The 24,633-nt window shown below is 67.2% G+C and carries 23 protein-coding genes; 8 read left to right on the top strand and 15 right to left on the bottom strand.

Features of this window, described 5'->3' with window-relative positions:
- Nucleotides 1-287 precede the first annotated feature (287 nt).
- The 6 genes from AB0H42_RS31985 to bluB all read left to right on the top strand — a co-directional run bounded on the left by AB0H42_RS31985 (nucleotide 288) and on the right by bluB (nucleotide 7,728).
- Complete coding sequence (locus AB0H42_RS31985; protein ID WP_357062779.1) at nucleotides 288-1,697, top strand: wax ester/triacylglycerol synthase family O-acyltransferase; 1,410 nt, start codon at nucleotides 288-290, stop codon at nucleotides 1,695-1,697.
- 10 nt (nucleotides 1,698-1,707) lie between these two features.
- The gene (locus AB0H42_RS31980) at nucleotides 1,708-2,211 is read left to right on the top strand and encodes a hypothetical protein (protein ID WP_030523363.1); all 504 of its coding nucleotides are present in this window, start codon (nucleotides 1,708-1,710) and stop codon (nucleotides 2,209-2,211) included.
- A gap of 183 nt (nucleotides 2,212-2,394) precedes the next feature.
- Nucleotides 2,395-3,528, top strand: a complete 1,134-nt coding sequence (locus AB0H42_RS31975) for a ferredoxin reductase (RefSeq protein WP_357062802.1) — start codon at nucleotides 2,395-2,397, stop codon at nucleotides 3,526-3,528.
- 230 nt (nucleotides 3,529-3,758) lie between these two features.
- On the top strand, nucleotides 3,759-5,132 hold the full coding sequence (locus tag AB0H42_RS31970; protein ID WP_357062778.1) for a fatty acid desaturase: 1,374 nt from the start codon (nucleotides 3,759-3,761) through the stop codon (nucleotides 5,130-5,132).
- A gap of 215 nt (nucleotides 5,133-5,347) precedes the next feature.
- Complete coding sequence (locus AB0H42_RS31965) at nucleotides 5,348-6,604, top strand: fatty acid desaturase (protein WP_357062776.1); 1,257 nt, start codon at nucleotides 5,348-5,350, stop codon at nucleotides 6,602-6,604.
- Between the two features lie 488 nt (nucleotides 6,605-7,092).
- Nucleotides 7,093-7,728 carry a 5,6-dimethylbenzimidazole synthase gene (gene bluB, locus AB0H42_RS31960; RefSeq protein WP_357062774.1) on the top strand — a complete coding sequence of 212 codons (636 nt, stop codon included), beginning with the start codon at nucleotides 7,093-7,095 and terminating at the stop codon, nucleotides 7,726-7,728.
- A gap of 43 nt (nucleotides 7,729-7,771) precedes the next feature.
- Here bluB and raiA read toward each other — a convergent pair whose 3' ends face one another.
- The 15 genes from raiA to cofD form a co-directional block, all read right to left on the bottom strand.
- On the bottom strand, nucleotides 7,772-8,491 hold the full coding sequence (gene raiA / locus AB0H42_RS31955) for a ribosome-associated translation inhibitor RaiA (RefSeq protein ID WP_030523358.1): 720 nt from the start codon (nucleotides 8,489-8,491) through the stop codon (nucleotides 7,772-7,774).
- Nucleotides 8,492-8,681: 190 nt separating this feature from the next.
- Nucleotides 8,682-9,314, bottom strand: a complete 633-nt coding sequence (locus AB0H42_RS31950) for a ComF family protein (RefSeq protein ID WP_357062773.1) — start codon at nucleotides 9,312-9,314, stop codon at nucleotides 8,682-8,684.
- Between the two features lie 40 nt (nucleotides 9,315-9,354).
- A complete protein-coding gene (gene lpqB, locus AB0H42_RS31945) occupies nucleotides 9,355-11,160 on the bottom strand; it encodes an MtrAB system accessory lipoprotein LpqB (protein WP_357062772.1) in 1,806 nt (601 codons plus the stop codon).
- Nucleotides 11,157-13,034: an MtrAB system histidine kinase MtrB gene (mtrB, locus tag AB0H42_RS31940; RefSeq protein ID WP_357062800.1), complete on the bottom strand. Its 1,878-nt coding sequence runs from the start codon at nucleotides 13,032-13,034 to the stop codon at nucleotides 11,157-11,159. Before mtrB ends, lpqB begins: the two co-directional genes overlap by 4 nt.
- A 109-nt stretch (nucleotides 13,035-13,143) precedes the next feature.
- Nucleotides 13,144-13,830, bottom strand: coding sequence for an MtrAB system response regulator MtrA (gene mtrA, locus AB0H42_RS31935; RefSeq protein ID WP_030523354.1), 687 nt, complete (start codon nucleotides 13,828-13,830; stop codon nucleotides 13,144-13,146).
- A gap of 70 nt (nucleotides 13,831-13,900) precedes the next feature.
- A complete protein-coding gene (locus tag AB0H42_RS31930; protein WP_357062771.1) occupies nucleotides 13,901-14,575 on the bottom strand; it encodes a dTMP kinase in 675 nt (224 codons plus the stop codon).
- Between the two features lie 77 nt (nucleotides 14,576-14,652).
- Complete coding sequence (gene ahcY / locus AB0H42_RS31925; protein WP_357062769.1) at nucleotides 14,653-16,134, bottom strand: adenosylhomocysteinase; 1,482 nt, start codon at nucleotides 16,132-16,134, stop codon at nucleotides 14,653-14,655.
- A gap of 126 nt (nucleotides 16,135-16,260) precedes the next feature.
- Nucleotides 16,261-17,424, bottom strand: coding sequence for an alkane 1-monooxygenase (locus AB0H42_RS31920; protein ID WP_357062768.1), 1,164 nt, complete (start codon nucleotides 17,422-17,424; stop codon nucleotides 16,261-16,263).
- Between the two features lie 222 nt (nucleotides 17,425-17,646).
- Complete coding sequence (locus AB0H42_RS31915; RefSeq protein WP_357062767.1) at nucleotides 17,647-18,264, bottom strand: TetR family transcriptional regulator; 618 nt, start codon at nucleotides 18,262-18,264, stop codon at nucleotides 17,647-17,649.
- 41 nt (nucleotides 18,265-18,305) lie between these two features.
- On the bottom strand, nucleotides 18,306-18,488 hold the full coding sequence (locus tag AB0H42_RS31910) for a rubredoxin (RefSeq protein ID WP_357062766.1): 183 nt from the start codon (nucleotides 18,486-18,488) through the stop codon (nucleotides 18,306-18,308).
- A 29-nt stretch (nucleotides 18,489-18,517) separates the two neighbouring features.
- The gene (locus AB0H42_RS31905) at nucleotides 18,518-18,703 is read right to left on the bottom strand and encodes a rubredoxin (protein ID WP_357062765.1); all 186 of its coding nucleotides are present in this window, start codon (nucleotides 18,701-18,703) and stop codon (nucleotides 18,518-18,520) included.
- Nucleotides 18,700-19,932 (bottom strand): alkane 1-monooxygenase, encoded by a 1,233-nt coding sequence (locus AB0H42_RS31900; protein ID WP_357062764.1) that lies wholly within the window; start codon nucleotides 19,930-19,932, stop codon nucleotides 18,700-18,702. Before AB0H42_RS31900 ends, AB0H42_RS31905 begins: the two co-directional genes overlap by 4 nt.
- A 246-nt stretch (nucleotides 19,933-20,178) precedes the next feature.
- A complete protein-coding gene (locus tag AB0H42_RS31895) occupies nucleotides 20,179-20,697 on the bottom strand; it encodes an NUDIX domain-containing protein (RefSeq protein WP_357062762.1) in 519 nt (172 codons plus the stop codon).
- Nucleotides 20,694-22,064 carry a coenzyme F420-0:L-glutamate ligase gene (locus AB0H42_RS31890; RefSeq protein WP_357062760.1) on the bottom strand — a complete coding sequence of 457 codons (1,371 nt, stop codon included), beginning with the start codon at nucleotides 22,062-22,064 and terminating at the stop codon, nucleotides 20,694-20,696. The genes AB0H42_RS31895 and AB0H42_RS31890 overlap by 4 nt, the downstream gene beginning before the upstream one ends.
- A complete protein-coding gene (cofD, locus tag AB0H42_RS31885) occupies nucleotides 22,061-23,059 on the bottom strand; it encodes a 2-phospho-L-lactate transferase (RefSeq protein ID WP_357062759.1) in 999 nt (332 codons plus the stop codon). The genes AB0H42_RS31890 and cofD overlap by 4 nt, the downstream gene beginning before the upstream one ends.
- 513 nt (nucleotides 23,060-23,572) lie before the next feature.
- Between cofD and AB0H42_RS31880 the strand changes: the two genes are divergently transcribed.
- A complete protein-coding gene (locus AB0H42_RS31880) occupies nucleotides 23,573-23,806 on the top strand; it encodes a WhiB family transcriptional regulator (protein WP_030523343.1) in 234 nt (77 codons plus the stop codon).
- Between the two features lie 86 nt (nucleotides 23,807-23,892).
- The gene (locus AB0H42_RS31875) at nucleotides 23,893-24,372 is read left to right on the top strand and encodes a metallopeptidase family protein (RefSeq protein WP_168165638.1); all 480 of its coding nucleotides are present in this window, start codon (nucleotides 23,893-23,895) and stop codon (nucleotides 24,370-24,372) included.
- Nucleotides 24,373-24,633 lie beyond the last annotated feature (261 nt).

The raw sequence follows: 24,633 nt of genomic DNA, 5'->3' as shown, positions 1-24,633 counted from the left end.
CGGTTTCGGCTCCGATGTCGGCGGCGCGCGGCCCGGCGACGGGCCACGAAGCCGCAGCTTGCTTCATGGTAATGCGGCTCCCATGGTAGGCGCCGCCGTGTACCCGGCCAGTGTGCCTCGTTCGACATTCACCGGCCGGCCGGGGCCCGCGCCCGGCTATATCACCGCGACCTCGCGCGCAAGCCTCCCGATTACATATCGGAATATCACACACAATGGTGCGGGAACAGGTACCACCTGGTCACAATGGAGACCGGATTCCTGACTCCGAAGGAGCAGACATCAGGGTGATAGCGAAGCTGACACCGCAGGACGCGGACTTCTTCCGGCTGGAATCGACCACCCACCCGGTACACATCGGGTCGCTGGCCGTTCTCGACAACACCGGCGACGACGGCGAGCCGATCCTCGACTACCAGGCGCTGGTCGATCTGGTCGAGTCACGCCTGCCGCTGGTGCCCCGGTATCGCCGCAAAGTGCGCGAGATCCCGCTGTCGCTGGGGCGCCCGGTCTGGGTGGAGGACAGCCGCTTCGATATCACCTACCACCTGCGTCGTTCCGCCCTTCCCACGCCGGGCAGCGACGAGCGGCTCTACGACCTGGTCGCCCGGCTGGGTTCCCGGCCGCTCGACCCGGGACACCCGCTGTGGGAGATGTACCTGATCGAGGGGCTGAGCGGGGGGCGGTGCGCCATCTACACGAAATCGCACGCCGCCCTGGTCGACGGGCGCGCCGCGCTGGAGATCGGCCATGTCGTCGTGGACGGGGCCGAGTCCCCGCGCGAGATAGCGGACGACGCGTGGATCCCCCGCCGCGAACCCAGCGACACCGATCTCCTGCTGGGTGCCCTCGGGCATCTGGTGGCCCAGCCCGGTTCGGCGGTAGAGGTGCTGCGCGAGGTGGGCGCGGGCACCGCCGGATTGATCGGCGCGGCCGGACGGACGGTGGAGAGCGCGGTGACGGCGGTGCGCTCGGCCGCCAGCGGCACCCCGGACAGTCCGCTGAACACGCGCACCTCCCGGCAGCGCCGATTCACCGTCGCGGTCACCGAGCTCGACGACTACAAACGGGTGCATCAGCAGGCCGGCTGCACGATCAACGATGTCGTGCTGGCCGTGGTCACCGGCGCGCTGCGCAATTGGCTGCTGTCGCGGAACAAGGGCCTGACCGAATCGAGCGTGCTGCGCGCGGTCGTGCCGATGTCGGGCTACAGCGGGGAACCGGGCACCGGGCGCACCCTGCCCAGCGGGATCACCCCGTTCCTGATCGACCTGCCGGTCGGCGAGCCCAGTCCGGTCATGCGGCTGTCCCATATCGCCCATGCCACCGCCGAGGACGCCCGCGGCCGGCACGGCGTGCGGGCCTCGACCCTGGTACACCTCGCCGGGTTCGCTCCGGCCAGCCTGCACGCGATGAGTGTGCGGGCGGCGAGTACGTTCGCAGACCATACGTTCAATCTGGTGATCACCAACGCGCCGGGCCCGCAGACGCCGATGTTCGTCGGCGGCGCGCGGATGCTGGAGATGTACCCGGTTTCGCCACTGCTGCGCAACCAGGCGACGAGTATCGGGATCACGTCCTACGACGGGCGGGTCTGCTACGGACTCAACGCCGACCGCGAGGCGATGGCCGATATCGGGGTGCTGGCCGCGTCGGTGCCCGAATCGATGGAGGAGTTACTCGGTGCCTGCCTCTGACCGCAAGACCATGCGCGTGTACGTGCCGGCCACCGTGCCGATGCTGCGCGAGCTCGTGGACAAACGCGTGCTGCACGCGGTCGGCGGGACGGCTTTCGCGCTCACGCCCGCGCTCCGCGAGGCCTATGCCTCGGGCGACGACGAAGAACTGGCCGAGGTCGCCATGGCCGAGGCCGCGCGCGCGGCACTGCGGCTGCTGGCCGAGGAGGTCCACGGTTCCACCACCCCGATGTACCGCCGCGCGGTCATCGCGGTGGACGTGGAGGGCGCGACCCTGCGCCCGGACCTGGACGACGCGGTGGTGAAACTGGACGGGCCGATCGAGTACGAGCGGATCGCGTCGGTTCATCTGGACCTGGCCGAAGCCGAACCGGCGGTGGCCGAGGCGGTCGACAATGTCGATGCCGCCGACCTCGGTGACGAGGACGCCGAGTTCATACTGGGCGACGCCGAGGACCATCAACTGGCCTGGTACGCCACCCAGGAACTGCCGTTTCTCGTCGAGCTGCTGTGAGCCCGCGCTTGTGACCGGGGACCGCCGGCACGGCCGCTCGCTGTGAGCCGCAACCGGGTCCGCCGACGCCCTTCACCTGGGCTCCCGCGACAACCTACGATGCCGTAACCTGGTGCCACGGCGCGCCCCGGGCGCGGAGACCACAGGAGAAGAACAGCGCAAATGGGCAGGAAACCGAACGCGATGACGGTGCGCGGTGTCAAGAACTGGCTGGAGGCACCGGCGGCCGGTATCGCGGAACGCGGCGGCAAACTGAATCTGCTGCGAGGGGCGGTGGCGCGGGTCACCACGCCCCTGTTGCCCGACGACTATCTACATCTGGCCAACCCGCTGTGGTCGGCGCGGGAACTGCGTGGCCGGGTCGTCGATGTCCGCAAGGAAACCGCCGATTCGGCGACGCTGGTGATCAAACCCGGCTGGGGCTTCGACTTCCGGTACGAACCCGGGCAGTACATCGGTATCGGGATCCTGGTGGAGGGTCGCTGGCATTGGCGGTCCTATTCGCTCACCAGCCCGCCCGAGTGGGACGACCCCCGCTACGGCAAGAAGGTCATCGCCATCACAGTGAAGGCGATGCCGGAGGGTTTCCTGTCCAGCCACCTGGTCAACGGGGTGTCGACCGGGACGATCGTCCGGCTGGCCGCCCCGCAGGGCGCGTTCGTGCTGCCGTCGCCGCCGCCGCCGAAGGTGCTGTTCCTGACCGCCGGGTCCGGCATCACCCCGGTCATGTCGATGCTGCGCGCCCTCGATCGCCGCGACGCGGTGACCGATGTGGTGCACATCCATTCGGCGCGGACCGCCGAGGACGTGATGTTCGCCGCCGAACTCGACGCACTGCACGCGCGGCATCCCGGATTCGTCTCCCATATCCACCTCACCGGCGAGAAGGGCAAATTCGCCACCGCCGCCCTGGACGAGCTCTATCCCGATTGGCGGGAGCGCCAGGCCTGGGCGTGCGGTCCCCTGGGCATGCTCGACGAGGTCGAGAAACACTGGCAGCAGGCCGGCCTCGAATCGGCGCTGCACGTGGAACGGTTCGAGGTGGAGCGGTCGGCGACCACCGAGGGCGGCACCGTCACCTTCGGCAAAAGCGGCCGCACGGTCACCGTGGACGGCGCCACCACCCTGCTGGAAGCCGGTGAATCCGCCGGTGTTCAGCTGCCGTTCGGCTGCCGGATGGGTATCTGCCAGACCTGTGTGGTCACCTTGAGCTCGGGACATGCCCGCGATCTGCGCAACGGCACGGAGCGGTTCGAAGGAGAGAAGGTGCAGACGTGCATCTCCGCCGCGGCGGGTGACTGCACACTGGAGGTGTGACCGGAGACGTTCACCCGGAGATCGGCACCTAGCGGTACGCTCGGGGTGAACACAGGTTGCTTCCCATTGCGGGAAGATTTCCGAAACTCTCTTCCGGTTTCCGCCCCCGGTCCGACACGGACCGGCCTTGTGGACGGAGTGTCCACATAAGAACGCACGGCCGGAGCGATGGCGGAGGTACGCCTGTTCCGACCTCGTCTTCGCAGACAGCGCTTACAGAAGGGACGCCGGTGGCCATCACCGACATCAGAGCCTTTGCCCACCTGACGGCCGAAGATGTGGAGATGCTGGGGCAAGAGCTCGACACGATCCGGCGGTCGGTCGAGCAATCCCTGGGCGAGCGGGACGCACGCTACATCCGGCGCTCCATCGCCGCGCAGCGCGGGCTGGAACTGGCCGGCCGGGCCGTGCTGTTCGGTAGCCGCAACCGCTGGGCCTGGGTGGCCGGCACCGCCATGCTCTCGGTGGCCAAGATCATCGAGAACATGGAGCTGGGCCACAACATCAGCCACGGTCAGTGGGACTGGATGAACGATCCGGAGATTCACTCCACGAACTGGGAATGGGATATGACCGGCCCGTCGGCGCAATGGCGGCGGGCGCACAATTATTCCCATCACACCTACACCAACGTGCTGGGCAAGGATGAGGATCTCGGCTTCGGCATCTTGCGGATGACCCGCGACGAACCGTGGCGGCCGGTGCACCTGGTGCAGCCGATCGCCAATATCATCTTGGCCGCAGCGTTCGAATGGGGCATCGCTCTGCATGATTGGGGGATCGAGAAAGAGCTCTCCGGAACACCGGCCAACCAGCTCTTCTCCGAACCGAACAAACTGTTCGGCCGCAAGATCGCCCGGCAGGTGGCCAAAGATTTCCTGCTCTATCCTGCGGTCACCGGGCCCGCCTTCATGTCGACCTTGAAGGCGAACGCCACCGCGAACCTGGTCCGCAATCTGTGGGCCTACGCGGTGATCTTCTGTGGCCATTTCCCCGACGGCGCGGAGAAGTTCACCGAGGAACAGCTCGCGGGCGAGACGCCCGGTGAATGGTATCTGCGGCAGATGCTCGGTAGCGCGAACTTTTCCGCCGGTCCGGTCATGGGTTTCATGAGCGGGAATCTGAGCTACCAGATCGAACACCATCTCTTCCCGGATCTGCCCAGCAACCGCTACCCCGAGGTCGCGGTCGGTGTGCGCGAACTCTGCGAGAAATACGATCTGCCCTACACCACCGGATCGCTGGGCAAGCAATATCTGCTCGCCTTCCGCACCATTCACAAGCTCGCTCTGCCCGACCGATTCCTGCGCCGTACCGCCGACGATGCGCCGGAGACCTCCTCCGAACGCAAGTTCGCCGGGGTCACCTTGCACGCGGGGCCGGAGAACCGGCCGTGGAGTATCGACCCGGCCACCGGAAAGCGCCGCGGCCTGCGCTGGGCGTTGCACGAGGCGAAAATCGCGCTGCGCGCCAAAGCCGAGCAGGAAAAGGAAATGCTGCGCAGCGCCGAGCGCAGCCTGCGGGCCAAGGCCCGGCAGGAGCAGGACCTGCTCCGGCGGGCCCGGCACGCACTGCGAAAATCGCAGCGTTCCTACTCGGCCTGAACGGCCCGTCCGATTCCGGAAAAATAATCGCGTGGCGGGTGTAACACGGCCGCCACAGCGGACTATCATCCACAACGAGGCCCGAATGTGACGCACGGGTGCGCTGTTTCACCCCGTCTATCATTCGACTTTGGGACCCGCAATAGGGCGCACACCACATTTTTTCCGCAAATCCCCAAACCTACGGTGTCGTAACTTACGGTAGGGTAGCCGCCATGGCTATTTCGGACGTCAAGGAATACGCGCATCTCACCGAGGCGGATGTGGAGGCTCTCGGAGCCGAGTTCGACGCGATTCGCCGGGACATCGAATCGACCCGGGGCGCGCGCGATGCCCGATACATTCGCAATGTCATCAGGCTCCAGCGTGCGCTCGAGATCAGCGGCCGGACGGTCCTGTTCGCCGGTTTCCTACCCCCGGCCTGGTTGGCCGGCGTGGCGTTGCTGGGCACCGCCAAGATCATCGAGAACATGGAGATCGGGCACAATGTGATGCACGGTCAGTGGGACTGGATGAACGATCCGGAGATCCACTCCAGCCACTGGGAATGGGACAACGCGGGCCCGTCCAAGCACTGGAAGCACACCCACAACTACCTGCACCACAAGTACACCAACGTGCTGGGAATGGACGACGATATCGGCTACGGCCTGCTGCGGGTCACGCGCGATCAGCGCTGGAAGCCGTTCAATATCGGTAACCCGGTCTACAACCTGGTACTGCAATCCCTGTTCGAATACGGCGTCGCGATCCAGCACCTCGAACTCGGGAAACTGGCCGCCGGAAAGTTCGCACCGGGCAGCCAGGAACGGGCGGAATTCGACCGCAAGGTCGACGAGGTCCTGGCCAAGGTCAAGAAACAGGCGCTCAAGGACTACGTCGTCTACCCGCTGCTGACCGGGCCCTCGTTCTTCCACACCCTCACCGCCAATCTCACGGCGAACGTGATCCGCAATGTCTGGTCCAACGCGGTCATCTTCTGTGGCCACTTCCCCGACGGCGCCGAGAAATTCACCAAGGCCGATATCGACGACGAATCCCAGGCCCAGTGGTACCTGCGGCAGATGCTGGGCAGCGCCAATATTTCCGGCGGCAAGCTCACGCACTTCATGACCGGCAATCTCAGCCACCAGATCGAGCACCACCTGTTCCCCGATCTGCCCAGTAACCGCTATGCCGAGGTCGCGGTCCGGGTGCGCGAGCTGTGCGACAAATACGACCTGCCGTACACCACCGGCTCGCTGCCGGTGCAGTACTTCAAGGCCTGGCGCACCATCCTGAAACTGTCCCTGCCCAACAAATACCTTCGCCACACCGCCGACGACGCCCCCGAAACGGCCTCGGAACGGAAATTCAACGGGCAGGCAACGTCCACGTTCGATCCCCTCACCGGAAAGCGCCGGGGCCTGCGCACGGCGATCGCCGAAGGCCGTCGCCGGCTCCGTCGCCGCTCGGTCGCCCTGGCGGGCTGATTTTCCGGCGGCGGGATCGCAGGCCGGAGCTTCGGCCCGCCCTGTGATCCCGCCGCACCCGGCTCCCCCACCTCTCCGACCGGGCACAACGCTCCCATGGCTCCAGCGAGACCCGAGCACTCGGCAAAACTCCACCTGATCACCTGGTCACCTGATCACCGCGGACAGCCAGCGGTCTGTCGGTGCCGGCCTCGGCCCTGCTGCTGGAACCGGGTCGCAACCTGGTCATGGACTCGTTCGGTGAGAGCGCCGAGGTGCAGCTGGTGGCGACCTCTCGGTGCCGAGTTCAGCGGGGCCCACAAAGGGTCGAGGCCCGTCCCGCCGTTCAGGCCCGAAGTGCGTGCGGCGAAGCCGCGAGTCTCGGGCGCTGAACGGCGGGGCCTTCGGGGGCCTCGACCCCGCGACGCCGAAGGCGGCGCAGATAAGCACAGCCCCGCCCCCTGTCACCGGAGGCCGGATAGAACAATAGTGCTGTGTGTGCAGCGGAGATGAGCGTTTACGAAGCCATCCGGACCCGCCGGGATGTGCGGGCGGAATTCACCGGGGAACCCATCGACGAGACCACACTGTGGCGGATCCTCGGGGCGGCGCACTGCGCCCCCAGCGTCGGTAATTCGCAGCCCTGGGATTTCGTGATCATCCGTAATCGGGCGACATTGCGGACATTCGCTGCCCATGTGGCCGAGCGGCGGCGCGACTTCGCGCGTTCGCTGCCCGCCGATCGGGCACGGACGTTCGCGCCCATCAAGATCGAGGGGATCGAGGAGAGCGGCACCGGCATCGTGGTCGTCCACGACGACGCGCGGGGCGGGTCGCAGGTGCTGGGCCGGGCGACGGTACCCGAAACCGGTTTGTACTCCACAATTCTCGCGATCCAGAACCTGTGGCTGGCGGCTACCGCCGAGCGGGTGGGGGTGGGCTGGGTGTCGTTCTACGACGAGGCCTTCCTCACCGACCTGACGGACCTGCCCCCGGGCGTCCGGCCGGTCGCCTGGCTCTGTATCGGCCCGGTGGCCGAATTCCAGCAGGTGCCGGACCTGGAGCGGTTCGGCTGGCGTGATCGGCGCCCGCTGGACGCCGCGGTCCACGCGGAGCGGTACACCCCCGCGAGCCGGGAACAATGAAGCCGACCGGCCCATGGTGCGGACCGGTCGGCCGAGCTGTCGGCTAAGCGAGCCGGATCAGGCCGTAGTCGAAGGCATGCCGGCGATAGACCACCGACGGCCGATCGGTTTCCTTGTCCTGGAACAGGAAGAAATCGTGGCCCACCAATTCCATTTGGTAGAGGGCGTCATCGACCGTCATCGGTATCGCCGAGTGCACCTTGGTGCGCACGATATGCCCGGGCCCCTCGTATTCGGGGTAATCGGCCGCGAAATCGGACCGCTTCCGGCTGTGCGGAGAGTGATCGTGCGGAATTCCGGAGAGGTCGCCGAGCTGCGCGTCATCGGCCAGGTCGGCGGTGGCGTCGTGTACCGAGACCGGGGTCTTCTCGCCGTAGTGGACGCGGCGGCGGTCCTTCGTGCGGCGCAGCCGGCTCTCCAGTTTGGCGGTCACTGCCTCGAACGCGGCGTAGAAACTGTCCGCGCAGGCCTCGGCGCGGACGATCGGGCCCTTGCCGCGCGCGGTGATCTCCACCCGCTGGCAGTTCTTGCGTTGACGACGGTTGCGCTCGTGGAAGAGTTCCACGTCGAAGAGGAAAATCGATGGATCGAAGCGTTCCAGCCGGGACAGCTTCTCCGACACATAAATTCGGAAATGGTCGGGAACCTCGACATTGCGGCCCTTGACGACGATATCCGCCCGGGTGTCCCGCGGTCGGTCCAGCTGGTCGTCCAGCTGCGTCTGGGCTGTGTCCTGAACTGAAGGTCGTGAAGTAGTCGTCACGCGTACCTCCCGGATTCGGCCGCACACTTGTCGTCGCATGCGGCGGGATGAAACGGTGCCGGCCATGTCGGATCCAGTCGGCCGGCACGTGATGTACGAGGCCCACCTCCAAACTCCCGGATCGGGTGTGTGCACGCGACGCTAGTACGAGGATCGAAGGTTCGCCACTCTTCACGCAAATTTCCCGGATTCAGCCCGCACACGTCACGAATACGCCATCCGGGCGTGTTCCTGCGGCAATGAGAGCCCGGGTGCACGCGGATACCGTGGCACCTGTCGTCAATACGTCGTCAACCAAGACGACCTGCGCGTTCACCGCGTGAGGTGGCAGCGGCGCAGCACTCACCCGGCCGCGTAGATTGCGGTCGCGCTCACGCGCCGACAGACCGGCCGAATCGCGGACTCCCCACCAGACTCGCAGACAAGGCACAACCTGGCAACTGCCCAGCGATCGGGCCGCGATCCGCGCGCACCGCAGGACCGGGTCGCCGCCGCGCCGCCGCGCCGCGGCCCGCCGGCTCGGCGAGGGTACAAGTATCAGGGGCCGGTCCGGGGCCCGCAACTCGGCGAGTCCCACGGCAAGGGCGAGCCCCAGCGGGCCGGCGAGATCACGCCGGTGGCGTTCCTTGGCCGCCAGTACGGCCTGCCGCGCCGGGCCGCGGTAGCGGCTCAGCGCCCAGCACGGCACTCCCGGATCGGCTCGGGGATACACCCGGATCGGCGGGCCGGAGAGACTGCGCGCGCAATCGGCGCACCACGGTGTTCCGGGCCGGCGGCAACCGCCGCATTCCGGCGGTATGACCAGATCCAGCAGTGTCCGCATGCGCGCAGTGTGCCGGTGGGCACCGACACGGCGCCCTGGATCAGCCGGGCAGCACCGGGACGGCGTCCGCGCCGAGACCGGGGACCTCACGCCAGTAGGGCTCGCCGCCTTCGGGTGTGCGGGTGAATTCCAGTACCGCGCGGGAGTCGGCGACGTACTGGCGTTCGATGGAGGCGGTGACCTGGCGGACCGGCGGAGTGAGGTTGCGGCCGCCCAGCGAGGCCATTCCGGAGCCGTCGATCTTCACCGTCCGTACCGGATCCACATTGCCCGCGGTGGCCAGGATGACCGTATCGTCGCTGAACCAGTCGACCGAGGTCGCGGCGGTGCTGAGTTCCATGGCGATCTGCCGCGGTGCGGTGAGCGCGTAGGTACCATCCGGCCGGCGCAGCACCATGGCGACGTACACCTTGCCGTCGGCGATCAGCACCGCGCCGACACCGTTGCGCGAGATTCGCAGTTCGGTGATCGGCAATTCGAAGGTGGGCCCGGAGTCCGGGGCGAACAGCTGGGCGGTATCCACCTCCTGGACCGAGACAGTGCCGGTATCACGATTGGTGACCGCGCGGATCACCCGATTCCCGTCGATGACCGCCCAGGCCGCGCTTCCGTCGGCGGTCCAGGACGGGCGGGTGATGGCCCCGCCCTCCGCGACCGGGAACGCGTTACCCCCGTAACTGCCCACCATCAGCGTGCGCTGCGGCTGCGGCGGCTGACGGCCCGCGTCGGCGACGGCGGCCACCAGCTTCCCGTCCGGCGACAGACCTACCGACTGCAGGTTCTGCACCTCACCGAAGTAGCCCGGGGCGGGGGCCGGGGCGCGATTGTCCTCGACCTTGACCAGCTTGCCCTCCCGCAGCGCGTGCAGTCCGATCAGGGCGTCCGGCCGCACGGAATCGGCGAGCGGCCCCAGATCGTCGACCGACCAGCCGTTTCCGGCGAACCGCTCGTCCAGCGGCCGGCCGTCGACGAGCAGCATGTAGGGACCCAGCACATCGGCGCCCGCGAGGGTGAGCACCACCTGGGCCGCGAACAATTCACGGTCGCGCGGGCTCAGCTCGCCTATTCCGGTGAAGTCGATCCGTACCCCGCCCAGGCCCACGCCGACACCGACGGGATCACCGTTGGCCTTGGTGACGGTCCCGCGCACCGCGACGGGCGGGGCCAGGTAATTGCGGACGACCGGAGCGATATACGGCTGCGGGCCCGAGATCAGCTTGGTCACCAGTTGCTGCGCCAGCTCGTCCGGACGCCCCGCGACCCAGCGCAGATCCGGCGCCACATGCTGGCCGTCGGCGGTGACGAAGTACAGGGCATGCCGCCGGTAGGACTGGGTGAAGGCGCTGTACTCCATCACCACGCCGTCGGGCAGCTCGTCGATACGCCATTCGCCGTCGACCCGCGTCATCTCGATCTTGTTCTCGATGATGCCGTCCACCGCGTGGTACGACCCGTCCGCGGCGAGCTCCCCGACCTTGCGCGCGCGCAGCACGTAGGTCGCCTCGTTCTCGTTCCGCGATTCGCGCAGCGTGTCCGCGCGCTCCACGACCACGGTCGAGTCGACATCGTTCCACTGGGTGGACGCGGCGGGGGTCATGTACTGACGGGCGGCGAGATGACCGTCGGCGGGGTCGGCGGTGGCCTGCAGGAAATCGCGGAGCAGCAGATCCGGATCCCGCCCCTGCGTCGGGGCGGGGGGCCCCTCGGCGGCCGGTTCCTGATTGATCGTGCCGAGCGCCTGGGGTTGCGAGGAATCGGGCAGATTCGCGCAACCCCCAGTGGCGGCCAGGCCGATCACCGCGGCCGCCACCACCAACTGCCGGAACCACCGCCTGCGTGCGCTCATGACTTCTGGTCTCCGCGGTCGGTGGGCACCGGACCATCGGCCGGGCCGGGTGGCGCCGGGTGCGCGGCGGCGCCCGGTTCCTGGGCGGACGGCCCGGAATCCGGACCGGCGTCCTGCGTGCCGGTCGCCGGCGCTTTCGGCGCCGGGGTTTCCGAGGCCGGGGTTTCCGAGGCAGCACTGCGCGTATCCGGCTCGGCGGGTGCCGCGGGCAGGGGCGCCCACGGTTCGGATTCGGTGACCGGCGGGCCGAGCTCCACCCGTTCGCCGCCGGCTCGCTCGCTCTCGGAGTGCGGTGGCCGTGGCGCCCGGCGCATACCGGGCTCCAGCGGCAGCGGGCTCCTGCCCAGCTTCTGGCCGCGGATCAGCGGCAGGGTCAGCCGGAAACTCGCGCCGACCCCGGGCCGACCCCACGCCTCGAGTTTGCCGTCGTGCAGGTTGGCGTCCTCGACGCTGATCGACAAGCCGAGCCCGGTCCCACCGGACCGGCGCATCCGCGAAGGATCGGACCGCCAGAACCTGCTGAACACCAGTTTCTCCTCCCCCGGCCGCAAACCGACACCCTGGTCCCGCACCACCACGGCGAGGGCGTTGGCTTCGGTGTCGCCGCGCATCCGGATCAGGACGGGTTTGCCCTCACTGTGGTCGATCGCGTTGGCGAGCAGATTGCGCAGCACTCGCTCCACCCGGCGCGGATCGACCTCGGCGACCACCGGCTCCTCGGGCAGATCGATGACCACCTCGATCCCGGCATCCCGGGCCAGATGCCGCACCGTGGAGATGGCCGCGCGGACGCACATCCGCACATCCAGCGATTCCACCTGGAGCTCGGCGACACCGGCATCGTGGCGCGAGATCTCCAGCAGATCGTTGAGCAGGCCTTCGAACCGGTCCAGTTCGGTGACCAGCAATTCGGCGCTACGGGCCAGCGCGGGATCGAGATCGTCGCTGCTGCCGTGGATGAGATCGGCGGCCATCCGCACCGTGGTCAGCGGGGTACGCAATTCGTGGCTGACGTCGGAGGTGAAGCGCCGCTGCAGATTGCCGAATTCCTCCAGCTGGTTGATCTGATTCGACAGGCTCTCGGCCATTTCGTTGAACGCTTTCGCCAGCCGGGCGATATCGTCGTCACCGCGCACCAGCATGCGTTCCTTGAGCCGGCCGTCGGCGAAGCGGCCGGCGATCCGCGCGGCCGACCGGATCGGCAACACCACCTGCCGGGTCACCAGCGCCGTGATGGCGGCCAGCAGGATCAGCAGCACCACACCGCCGACCAGCATGGTCCCGCGCATGAGCGCCAGACTGCGTTCCTCGTTGCCCAGCGGGAAGATCAGATAGATTTCCAGCGTGGGCACCTCGGCGCTGGGGCTGCCGATGATGAGCGCACGACCGTGGTAGCCGTCCGGGTCCGCGACCGTGGCGAACTGGTAGCTGACCTGGTTGCGCTGGACGAACCGGCGCAGCGCGTCGGGCACCTCTTTGATGGGTCCAGCGGTGATCACCTGCTGCGGAGTCCCGCCGATCATGCTCAGCGCCGAATCGAAACTGCCCGCCGCGCCTCCGGTCCGCGAATCGCGCCGGTTGGACAGCGAATCCCGGGCATCGGACAGCCGTTGCTCCTGACTGGTGATGTCGTGGACCCCCGCCAGCTGGGTTTCGACCGTATTGCGGACGCGGTCCATCTCCTCGACCCCCGCGTTGATCTTCGCGTCGAGCAGCCGGTCGGTGATCTGGCTGGTCAGCACGACACCCAGCACCGTGATGACGATGAGGGAAAGTGTCAGGGTCGAGACGATGACGCGCAGTTGCAGCGAACGCCGCCACAGCAGGCCCAGTGATCTACCGACGTGCTGGAACCATTCGTTGACCGGTGTCAACGCCTCCCGCACGTCGGCGAGACGCCCGTTCTGTCCGACTTTCCGACCGGCGTCCGACCCTACGTGGTCGCGCAAGGTAATGTCTCCGGACCCGGGAACGCGAGCCGGATCACGGCGGACCGGCCTTGTACCCCACGCCGCGGACGGTCAGTACGATCTCGGGATTCTCCGGATCTTTCTCGACCTTCGCTCGTAGTCGCTGCACATGGACGTTCACCAGGCGGGTGTCGGCGGCGTGCCGGTAACCCCAGACCTGTTCCAGCAGTACCTCGCGGGTGAACACCTGGCGGGGTTTGCGGGCCAGTGCCACCAGCAAATCGAACTCCAGCGGCGTGAGCGAGATCTGCCCGCCCTCGCGGGTGACCTTGTGCGCCGGGACATCGATCACGATATCGGCGATGTTCAGCAGCTCGGCCGGTTCCTCCTCGGTGCGGCGCAGCCGAGCCCGGACCCGGGCCACCAGTTCCTTCGGCTTGAACGGTTTGACGATGTAGTCGTCGGCGCCGGATTCGAGGCCGAGCACCACATCGACGGTGTCCGTCTTGGCGGTGAGCATCACGATCGGCACACCCGAGTCGGCGCGCAGCACCCGGCACACATCGATGCCGTTCATCCCGGGCAGCATGAGATCGAGCAGCACCAGATCGGGCCGGATCTCACGAACTGCCGACAGGGCCTGGGTGCCGTCGCCGACCACGTGCGGATCGAAACCCTCGCCCCGCAGGACGATGGTGAGCATCTCCGCGAGCGCCATATCGTCGTCGACGACCAGAATCTTCGGCTTCATAGTTACTATGTTGTCATCTCCCGCGCTCGTAACGGGCCGCCACGCCACACAGTGGCGCGTTCCCGCCGGATATCCAACACTAATTCGCGGCCGATGCGGCGAGCCGCGCGGCCAATGAGTTCGTTTCCCCGGCGAGCCGGCCGGAACCGTCTTCTTCGCTGGATCGGAAAACCCACCAGGTTCCATACCAATCACGCCGAGCAAGATCACGGTACACCTCGGCGGTACGTTCCTGTAATCCGCCGTCGCGTTCGTAGGCGTCCAGGTCGCGCGCCGCATCGAGTTCACCGCGACGGCGCGCGCGCGAGGCCGCGACCTCGACCGGAACATCGAGCAGCAACTGCACCCGCGGTACCGGGAGTGCGAACCGCCCGAATTCCAATTCCCCCACCCACCGCACGATTTCCCCGTCGGCGGACTGGCCCAGCCGGGCCGCGTTGTAGGCGGCATTGGAGGCCACGTATCGGTCCAGCACGACGATATCGTTGTCGGCGAGCAATTTCGCCAGTTCGTCGGCGGCCCCGGCCCGGTCGAGCGCGAACAGGACGGCCATGGCGTGCACCGACGCCGCCAGATCGCCGTGGGCACCGCGCAATGCCTCGGCGGCCAGGTCCGCGTGTACCGATCGGCCGTAGCGGGGGAAAGCGAGAGTCCCCACCCGTAGCCCGCGGCTGTCCAGCGCGGCCGCCAGCGCGGTGATCAGCGTCCGCTTACCCGCACCGTCGAGGCCCTCGACCGAGACCAGCACACCCATGCCGAGCAGCCTACTCGGACGTCCGCGCCCACCTGCCGAAGCAGGCGGGCGCGGACGGGTTCGCCGATCCGGTGGGATCAGTACCGGTAGTGCTCGGGCTTGAACGGACCCTCGACATCGACATTGATGTACTCGGCCTGATCCTTGGTGAGCTTGGTCAGGGTGCCGCCGAGCGCCTCCACGTGGATGCGAGCGACCTTTTCGTCGAGCACCTTGGGCAGGCGGTAGACCTCGTTGTCGTACTCCTCCGGCTTGGTCCACAGTTCGATCTGCGCGATCACCTGGTTGGAGAAGCTGTTGCTCATCACGAACGAGGGGTGGCCGGTGGCGTTGCCGAGGTTGAGCAGACGCCCCTCCGACAGCACGATGATGGACTTACCGGAATCACCGAACGTCCACAGATCGACCTGAGGTTTGATATTCAACTTCGTCGCGCCGGAGCGTTCCAGGCCCGCCATATCGATTTCGTTGTCGAAATGGCCGATATTGCCGAGAATGGCCTGGTCCTTCATCGCCTTCATATGGTCGAGGGTGATGATGTCCTTGTTGCCGGTGGAGGTGACGACGATATCGGCGCCGGCGATGGCCTGTTCCACGGTGACCACGTCGAAGCCGTCCATCAGCGCCTGCAGGGCATTGATCGGGTCGATCTCGGTGACCTGGACGCGGGCGCCCTGGCCGGCCAGCGATTCCGCGCAGCCCTTGCCCACATCGCCGTACCCGCAGATCAGCACCTTCTTACCGCCGATGAGGACATCGGTGCCGCGGTTGATGCCGTCGATCAGCGAATGCCGGGTGCCGTATTTGTTATCGAACTTCGACTTGGTGACCGAATCGTTGACGTTGATCGCGGGGAAGGTCAGCTCGCCGGCGGCGGCGAACTGGTAGAGCCGCAGGACGCCGGTGGTGGTCTCCTCGGTGACGCCCTTGACGCTCCCGGCGATCGCGCTCCACTTGCCCCTGTCGCTTTCGAAGCGCTCACGCAGCAGGTTGAGGAAAACGGTGTACTCGGCGGAATGCTCCTCGTCGGCCGGCGGAACCACCCCCGCCTTCTCGAACTGGGCCCCGCGCAGGACGAGCATGGTGGCGTCGCCGCCGTCGTCGAGGATCATATTGGCCGGCTCCCCCGGCCAGGTGAGCATTTGTTCGGCCGCCCACCAGTACTCCTCCAACGTTTCGCCCTTCCAGGCGAACACCGGGATGCCCTGCGGCGCGTCGACCGTGCCGTGCGGGCCCACCACCACGGCCGCGGCCGCGTGGTCCTGGGTGGAGAAGATATTGCAGGAGGCCCACCGCACCTGCGCGCCCAGCGCGGTGAGGGTTTCGATCAGCACAGCCGTCTGCACCGTCATATGCAGCGAACCGGAGATCCGGGCGCCCTTCAGCGGGGCGACATCGGCGTACTCGCGGCGCAGGGCCATCAGTCCGGGCATCTCGTGCTCGGCCAGCCGGATCTCCTTGCGGCCGAAATCGGCCAGCGCCAGATCCGCGACCTTGTATTCGACACCGTTGCGGGTATCGGTGCTCAGCGAGGTTCGAGGCAGTTCGGAGGTCGTCATCAGCGTGGGTCAGCCTTCTCTCGGTATCGGTCTCGATCGCAAGGCTAGTCGGTTGGCACGCACCGTGGTGCGGGTGTGCCGGTCGGCGCGGTAGCCGATCGGTAACGCCCTCGGCGGGTCCGGTGATCAGGCCGCGACAGGCCCCTGGGCCACCGCCAGGAGCCGGCGCCGTTTACCGGGAGACAGATTGGCGCGGGTGATATCGCCGTCGTAGTGGGCGAGGACCCGTTTGTCCATCACCCGCCGCCACAGCGGCGGAACGACGGCCAGCACCACCATCGCCGCGTAGCCGGCGGGCAGTTGCGGGGCCTCGTCCGAACTGCGCAGGGTCTGATACCGGCGCCCCGGGTTGGCGTGATGGTCGCTGTGCCGCTGGAGGTGGAACAGGAAGATATTGGTGACCAGCCGGTCGCTGTTCCAGCTGTCGCGCGGGGTGCACCGGCGATACCGGCCGTCCGGCCGGCGTTCCCGGAGCAGCCCGTAGTGCTCGATGTAATTCACCGTTTCCAGCAGCCCGGCGCCGAGCGCTGCCTGCAACAGCAGGTACGGCAGGATTTCCCAGCCGAACACCAGCATCAGGGCGCCGAAGAGCGCCATGGTCATCGACCAGGCCTGCAGGATGTGGTTGCGGGGGCTCCACCAGCCGCTACCGGCCCGCTGCAACCGTTCCCGCTCGAGGACGATCGCGGAGCGGAATCCCCCGAGCACGCTGCGCGGCAGGAAGGTCCACAGGCTCTCACCGAGCCGGGCACTGGCCGGATCCTCGGGGGTCGCGACCCGGGCATGGTGGCCACGGTTGTGTTCGACGAAGAAATGCCCGTACCCGGATTGCGCCAGGGCGACCTTGGCCAGCCAGCGTTCCAGGTGTTCCACCCGGTGCCCGAGTTCGTGTGCGGCGTTGATACCGATCCCCGAGACCAGTCCCAGGGTGGTGGCAAGTCCGATCTTGTCGAGGACGCTCAGCTCGGAACCGGCCCACAGATAGCCGGCCAGGGTGAGGCCGATCAACTGGAAAGGCAGGAACAGATAGGTGCACCACCGGTAGAAGCGATCGTTGGAGAGAGTCTCGTAATCCTCGTCGCGCGGGTTGGTGCCGTCGTCGCCGACGAGCACATCGAGCAGCGGAATGATCACAAGTACCACGATCGGCCCGAGCCACCAGAACACCTCGAGACCGGTGTGCAGCACCAGCTGTGACGGCAGCAGCGCACAGGCCGGAGCGATCAGTCCGAGAATCCACAGATGGCGTTTGGGATCGGCCGATCCAGCCGACTTACCAACCAATTGCACTTTTGCCCCGCTATTGAGAACCCGTACCGACAGCGGCCTACATATTGACAGAACCCGCGCCACTGATGCGCCCTTGTTCGCTCCGAACGTGGGCGCTGTTACACGCGAGTACCGTACCGGCGCTCGGACAACCCCGTATCCGGCCGGTCCCGCGCACTCTCCGCGACCGAGATAGTAACTGATAGTGCGCGCGAAGATGCTATTTCATCGGATGTAGCGAGTTCATCGCAATCCCTGTTCGGCGAGAACGGCGGCGACGTAGGGGCTGAAAACTCGCCCGAGCTCGGCCGGCGCATCGTGACCGGGCGGCGGCGGGGTGGGGATGTAGCTGATCGCCAGCCGCACCAGCGCGTGCGCGAAGGTGCGGGCCTGGGCCTGCGTCAGCGCGATCCAGCTGCGCTGCATCACCGTCGACAGCCGCTCGGTGGCATGGGCCATCAGCGTCCCGGCGTCGAGGGTGATGAGCCGGAGCAGATCGAGTTTCACCTCACCCAGCAGCAGCGACTGCACGAGCGGGTCCTGGGCCGAATCGTGGAAATAACTCGCCAGACCATCCCGGATGGACGCCTGGGCGTCTCCCACATTGGCGGCCAGCGCCGTCTCCACATGGTCCACGAGATGATCGGCGAGCCGGACGGCGTAGGCCTCGGCGAGCCCACCGCGCGAGCCGAATTCGTTGTAGAGGGTCTGCCGGCTCACCCCGGCGCCGACCGCCACATCGGTGAGCGTGATCTTGGACCAGTCACGCTGCACCAGCAGGTCTCGCATCGCGTCGAGGACGGTTGTGCGCAGCTCACGCGCAGACCCCTGGGTGACGTTCCGGGCTCCGGTGCTCGGCATATCAGCGACACTGGCACGAACTCACCATGTGAGTCAAAGTTTCAAGTTCGCTCGATTTCGATCATGAAGAAATCCGACTTGGCCGCACCGCAGTCCGGGCACGTCCAATCCTCGGCGATATGGTCCCAGCGGGTCCCGGCCGCGATCCCGTCCTCCGGCCACCCGAGGGCCTCGTCGTATTCGAAGCCGCACTGAGCGCACTGATACAGCTTGTAATCGGTCATGGAGCACACCGGCCTTTCGGTCGATCGGGCTACCACCGGCCGCGGGGCCCGGCGGGCAACGGCTCGAAATCGATCTTCTCCCGGACCGCGCAGTCCGGGCAGCACCAGTCGTCGGGCACCTCCGACCAGGGCGTACCCGGCGGGAAACCCTCACGCGGGGCGCCCGCGCGCTCATTGTAGACGTAGTCGCACACCGGGCAGCGGTATTCGCTCATTCCGGCGCCTCCATCGCGGTCGTGCCGTAGCGCGCGAGGACCCGGTCCCGCACCGGAGGATGGATATTCGCGCGGGTGATATCGCCGCCATAGTGCGCGAGAACCCGTTTGTCCATCACGCGCCGCCACAGCGGTGGCAGGTAGGCGAGCGTGATCATTCCCGCGTATCCGGCGGGTAGCGCCGGGGCCTGCTGCCAGGTGCGCAGCGCCTGGTATCGCCGGGTCGGGAACGCATGGTGATCGCTGTGCCGCTGCAGGTGGTACAGGAAGATATTGGTGACCAGATAGTCGCTGTTCCAGCTGTGTGCGGGGGTGGGGCGCTCATAACGCCCGGAAGAAGTACGCTGCCGCGCCAGGCCGTAGTGCTCGGTGTAGTTCACCGCCTCCAGCAAACCGAATCCCACCACCGCCTGCAGGAGCAGATATGGCAGCAGTTCGAGCCCGAACACGAGAACGAGCGCGGTGAACAGCACCACGGTCAGCAGCCAGGCGGTCAACACGTCGTTGCGCAGGTTCCACGGCCCGACCCCCAGCCGTCGCAACCGGGTGCGTTCGAGCGACCACGCCGAGCGCAGGCCGCCCCGGACCGACCGGGGGAGGAACGCCCAGAAACTCTCGCCGAACCGAGCGCTGGCCGGGTCATCGGGGGTCGCCACCCGCACATGATGTCCGCGATTGTGTTCGATGTAGAAATGGCCGTACGCGCTCTGCGCGAGCGCGATCCTGGACAGCCGCCGTTCCAGACCCACTTTCTTGTGCCCGAGCTCGTGCGCGGTATTGATGCCGATGCCGCCGATCACCCCCATCGTGACGGCCAGTCCGATCTTGTCGATCAGGTGCAGCCCGCCCTCCACCGGCAGATACGGACCGTCGGCGGTGATCAGGTAGGCACCCGCGAGCAGGGTCGCGTACTGGCACGGCAGATACAGGTAGGTGAGATAGCGGTAGTACCTGTCCTGCTCCAACGCGGCCACGATCGCATCGGGTGGGTTGGATCCGTCCGTCCCGACCATTCGGTCGGCTAGCGGGATGATCAGATAAAGCAGGATGGGCCCGAGCCAGAACACGATATGGATCAGACCGGGACGGCCCACGGCGGCCAGGGCCCAAACCGCCGGGATTCCGATGACGAACAGCCCGGTGGGCGCCAACAGACCCCACAACCACAGGTAGCGCTTGGGGTCGCACCAGGATTCGGGTGGAGTGGATTCGAAGGGCTCGGCAGACATCTCCGTCTCACTTCTGATAGGGGCATGGGCAGGCTCGGCCTGCTGTCTGACTTCCTCACGCCGGGCGCACCGGGCGCACCACACTCACCCCAAACGGTAAGCGCGAAGGATGCCTGAAGTGGAGACGTTTATAAGTTCGGTAAAGAAGGGATCCGGGTTCACACAGCCGTTATTTCGCGGCCGGTTTCCGAGGCCGTCCGCGAGCGAAACCGCTGCTCGGCCGTGACCGACCGAGCAGCGGGGACCTCAGCGGATCAGCACATCGGCGTCCGCGGGCAGTCCGTCGATGGGCCACCACCGCAGGTCGGCGGACTCCACACTGCGCACCGGGACAGCTCCCGGGGGTGCGGTGATCCGGAACAGCAGATCCAGATGCCGGGTCGGGGCACCGAGCGAACAGGTGATCGGATGCGCCTGGGCGCCGTAGAGGTCGGGCTCCAGCCGGAGCCCGGGGATCCCTGATTCCTCGGTGGCCTCGCGCAGCGCGGCGGCGGCCACGGTGTCGTCACCGGGCTCGCAGTGCCCGCCGAGCTGAATCCAGCGCCCGACCCGCGGATGCAGGGTCAGCAGTACCTCGCGGCCGTCGTCGGAGAACACCACGGCCGAGGCGGTGATATGCCCGGGTACGTGCTCACGCAGGCAACCGCGCGGTGCCGAGCCGAGGAAGGCCAGTATCGCCTCCCGCAGCGAGGCGTCGGCGCCCGAATCCGGCCGCCACGCGGTCAATAGTCCGGTCGCCGACGCGTGCAGCGATTCGGCGGTCACAGTTCCACCAGACCTGCGGCCGGGTCGCGCGGGGGACGCGGCAGGAGTTCCTCGACGGGATGCCCGATCGCGATGGCTCCCAGCGGAATCCATTCCGCGTCCAGGCCGAGCACTTCCCGGGTCGTCTCCGGGGCGAAAATGGTCGATCCGATCCAGCAGCTGCCCAGCCCCTCGGTCGCCAGCGCGACCAGCAGTCCCTGGACCGCGGCCCCGACCGCGACGGTGAACATGGTCCGTTCGGCGTCGCGGCGGCGGCCGTCCGGATAGTCGTGGGCGCCGTCGGGAACGCAGAACGGGATGATCACCTCGGGGGCATCGAACAGGATGCGGCCGCGGTTCACCCGCCGTTCGACCCGCTCGGGATCCAGACCGTCCGCCGTGAGATCGGCCCGCCACTTGCCGGCCATCGCCTCGAGCAACTGTTGCCGCCGGGCCCGGTCGCGCAACCAGACGAAACGCACCGGGCGGGTGTGGTGCGGAGCCGGCGCGGTGAGCGCCACCGCGACCGCGGCGCGGATCTGTTCGGGGTCGACGGGGCCGGGCGCGAAACTGCGGACCGAGCGGCGCATCAGCACCGCCTCCCCGCGTCCGCGCGCAATCGCCTCGGCGGTGCCGAGCCAGAACAGGTCGTCGGTACCCGGACGCACCAGATCGGCCGCGCTGGAACCGTTGTCGGCAACGGGCAGGCCGCGCACCACCGCGATCGGGACCCCGCCCAGTTTGCCCTTGACCAGGTCTGCGGCGGCGGCCAGTTCGTCCGCGATCGCGACCTGGGTGACCTGCAGTTCGTTGCCCTGTCCGTCGACGGCCCCCGCGTAGTCGTGCAGCACCGGCAATCCCGCCGAACCGATCGCGACATCGGTCTGCCCGTTACGCCAGGCGCGGCCCATGGTGTCGGTGACGACCACCGCGATATCCACGCCGAGCCGTGCGCCCAGTGCCGAACGCAATCCTTTGGCGCTACCGTCGGGATCGGCGGGCAGCAGCACCAATTCACCGTGCTCCACATTGGATCCGTCCACGCCGGACGCGGCCTGCACAATGCCGAGACGGTTCTCGGTGATCAGAGTCCGGCCGCGGCGCGCCACCACCCGCACCGCCTCCTGTTCGACCAGCCGCCGCCGCGCGGCGTCGCGCTCCTCCGGATCGGTCGGGGCCGGCACGATCCGGCCCTCGGCCTTGGCGACGATCTTGCTGGTGACCACGAGGACATCACCGTCGGTCAGCCACGGCGCCCGGGCGGCGATATGTTCGGCGAGATCGTCGCCGGGCCGGAACTCCGGTAGTCCGGTGATCGGCAGAATCTGTAGTTGCGCGGCGGCGTGGTCCCCGGCCACTGTCTCGGCCAACGGGTTTGCGCTGGTCACGGCTTCACTCCTGCCAAATCGAGTGCCTCACGCACCATTTCGGCGGTGGTGGGCGGGTCGGTCATCAAAAGGGGAACGCTGCGCACCTGTACGTCCGGCACCTCGGCGGTATCGGTCGTATGGATCAGCCAGCCGTCGAGAATGCCGGTGGCCGAACGGGATCCGTAGTGGCGTCCGACCGCCTCCGCCGTCGTCTCCACACCGATCACCGACAGGCACTCGTCGGCCATCCCGCGCAACGGTTTGCCGTCGATCACCGGTGATACCCCGATCACCGGGGCGTTCGTGGTGCGCAGCGCACCGCGAATTCCGGGCACCGCGAGGATCGACCCGACGCTCACCACCGGGTTCGAGGGGGCGAGTAATACGACATCGGCATCGGCTATGAGTTCGGTCACATTCGGTGCCGGTTTGGCGTCATCCGCCCCGATTGTGGCGAATCCGTGGGTTTCGACGGCCGCACGGTGGCGAACCCACCACTCCTGGAAATGGATCGCGCGGCGTTCGCCAGGGCTCTCCGGGTCGCTGATAACAACATGTGTTTCACAGCGATCGTCGGTTGCCGGGAGGAGTTTCACACCCGGTTGCCATCGATTGCAGAGGGCTTCGGTAACCGCCGAGAGCGGATACCCGGCGCGCAGCATTTCGGTCCGAACCAGGTGCGTCGCGATATCCCGGTCCCCCAGTCCGAACCAGTCGGGCTGGGCATGATATTTCGCGAGCTCCTCCTTGGCGTGCCACGTTTCCCCCAGCCGGCCCCAGCCGCGCTCCGGGTCGATTCCGCCACCGAGCGTATACATGCAGGTATCGAGGTCGGGACAGATTCTCAGCCCGTGCATCCAGACATCGTCGCCCACATTGACGATGGCGGAAACCTCCGCCTCGGGCAGTAGCTCCCGAACGCCCAGCAGGAACCGCGCGCCACCGACTCCGCCGACCAGGACGACGATACGGGGACCATTGGCGGGTGCGCTGTCCGCTTGTTGTGAAGTCACATCTGTACACACTATGCCGCGCGGGAAATGGTGCGGCTTCCGCTATATTTGCCGCTCATTTGCTATTGGGGTCACAAGATCGACTCGGAATGCCGCGCGGGATAGTAACGGAATAGTGACGATGGCTTGACCATCACTACAGGCGGCGTGTCTAATCACAGACATGTCATTCCGGGTCGCGCGGGAAGTGCAAGGCGCGTACGGAAACTCGAACGGATGTTCGAATTGGAATGGCAGGCTCGGGGAAGTCCGCGAGACAACGTCGCGGAGTTTGGCCGTCGGTATGCGCGTTGATCGACGGAAATGAATTCTTTCTGCGCTAACACACAGTGAGGAGGCGGAGCGATGGCCGATGATCTGGCCCCAGCCGGCATTCCGGTGGGTGTATCGCGAACCGATTCCACAGCAGGCGCAGCACGAAGCGTCGCTGTTGACAACGGCTGGTCCGGCCCTGATCGGAGTGAGCGTGAATCGACACCCCGGCTCAGCCTGATCGTGACCGGTTTCGACGAGATGTTCGGCTCCATCGAAGAACAGTGGCAAGAACGCGCACTCTGCGCGGAGACAGACCCGGAGGCCTTCTTCCCGGAGAAGGGTGGCTCCACCCGCGAGGCCAAACGCATCTGCCTGGGATGCGAGGTCCGTGACGAATGCCTGGAATACGCGCTCGCGCACGATGAGCGCTTCGGAATCTGGGGCGGCCTGTCGGAGCGGGAGCGCCGGCGCCTCAAGCGCGGTATCGGCTGACGACACCGCTCGCGTCGGTGCGCCCCGGAGCATGTGGCCGGGGCGGGCCGTCGCGATCGGCGATTACTGAACTAACGTTGACGGTCATGGCACGATCCCGCAACCGCAGACCCCCGACCGCCCGGTCGGTCAGCCGTCGCGGCCGCGGTGTCCGCGGACCGATGCTGCCGCCGACCGTCCCGGCCTGGCGCACCCGAGGCCAGAAATTCGACCGGCTGGTGCTGGAAGCCTTCGCACCCCTGGACACCCGCTGGCACGATCGGCTCACCAAACTCGATATCGCCGTCGACGACGTGCCCAAAATCCGCCCGCTGCACCCGGATTCGGTGACCTGGCCGGACGAGGTCGTCGCCGACGGCCCGGTCCCGCTGTCGCGGCTCATCCCCGCCGGCGTCGACCGGCACGGCACCCCGATCCGCGCCCGGGTCGTGCTGTTCCGCAAGCCCCTCGAACTCCGCGCCGGCGACCCGGACGACCTGGTCGAACTCCTCCGCGAAGTACTGGTCCAGCAGATCGCGACCTACCTCGGCGTCGACCCCGACGTCATAGACCCGGAACCGGAATAGGCCTGCCGGCGGCGCCCCACCTTCCGTACCGATGAATCGGTCGACCGAACGAGCCGCATCGGCCCGAACCGCGAAGGTGGGGGGGTGGGCTCGCTCGTGAAGGCGACAGGCGGACTCGCTCGCGAAGGTGCTGTGTTTTTGGCGCCGCCTCCGGCGGCGCGGGGTTGCGGCCCCCTTGGTCTCGCCGTTTCGGCCTCGGGACTCGAGCCTTCGGCTCATGCGCTTTCGAGGCGCCTCTGCGGCACCGACGGATTTCGCCGA

This window comes from Nocardia sp. NPDC050799 (assembly GCF_040654015.1).
Lineage (GTDB): Bacteria > Actinomycetota > Actinomycetes > Mycobacteriales > Mycobacteriaceae > Nocardia.
This window is presented reverse-complemented; position numbering and strand designations above follow the sequence as displayed.

Excerpts from the sequence above, each read along its gene's own strand:
- ahcY (WP_357062769.1), bottom strand. The coding sequence starts at position 16,134 with ATGACGACCTCCGAACTGCCTCGAACCTCGCTGAGCACCGATACCCGC.
- AB0H42_RS31950 (WP_357062773.1), bottom strand. The coding sequence starts at position 9,314 with ATGCGGACACTGCTGGATCTGGTCATACCGCCGGAATGCGGCGGTTGC.
- AB0H42_RS31875 (WP_168165638.1), top strand. The coding sequence starts at position 23,893 with ATGGCACGATCCCGCAACCGCAGACCCCCGACCGCCCGGTCGGTCAGC.
- AB0H42_RS31905 (WP_357062765.1), bottom strand. The coding sequence starts at position 18,703 with ATGAGCGAATACCGCTGCCCGGTGTGCGACTACGTCTACAATGAGCGC.
- lpqB (WP_357062772.1), bottom strand. The coding sequence starts at position 11,160 with ATGAGCGCACGCAGGCGGTGGTTCCGGCAGTTGGTGGTGGCGGCCGCG.
- AB0H42_RS31975 (WP_357062802.1), top strand. The coding sequence starts at position 2,395 with ATGACGGTGCGCGGTGTCAAGAACTGGCTGGAGGCACCGGCGGCCGGT.
- AB0H42_RS31965 (WP_357062776.1), top strand. The coding sequence starts at position 5,348 with ATGGCTATTTCGGACGTCAAGGAATACGCGCATCTCACCGAGGCGGAT.
- AB0H42_RS31930 (WP_357062771.1), bottom strand. The coding sequence starts at position 14,575 with ATGGGTGTGCTGGTCTCGGTCGAGGGCCTCGACGGTGCGGGTAAGCGG.
- AB0H42_RS31900 (WP_357062764.1), bottom strand. The coding sequence starts at position 19,932 with ATGTCTGCCGAGCCCTTCGAATCCACTCCACCCGAATCCTGGTGCGAC.
- bluB (WP_357062774.1), top strand. The coding sequence starts at position 7,093 with ATGAGCGTTTACGAAGCCATCCGGACCCGCCGGGATGTGCGGGCGGAA.
- AB0H42_RS31980 (WP_030523363.1), top strand. The coding sequence starts at position 1,708 with ATGCGCGTGTACGTGCCGGCCACCGTGCCGATGCTGCGCGAGCTCGTG.
- AB0H42_RS31910 (WP_357062766.1), bottom strand. The coding sequence starts at position 18,488 with ATGACCGATTACAAGCTGTATCAGTGCGCTCAGTGCGGCTTCGAATAC.
- AB0H42_RS31880 (WP_030523343.1), top strand. The coding sequence starts at position 23,573 with ATGTTCGGCTCCATCGAAGAACAGTGGCAAGAACGCGCACTCTGCGCG.
- AB0H42_RS31915 (WP_357062767.1), bottom strand. The coding sequence starts at position 18,264 with ATGCCGAGCACCGGAGCCCGGAACGTCACCCAGGGGTCTGCGCGTGAG.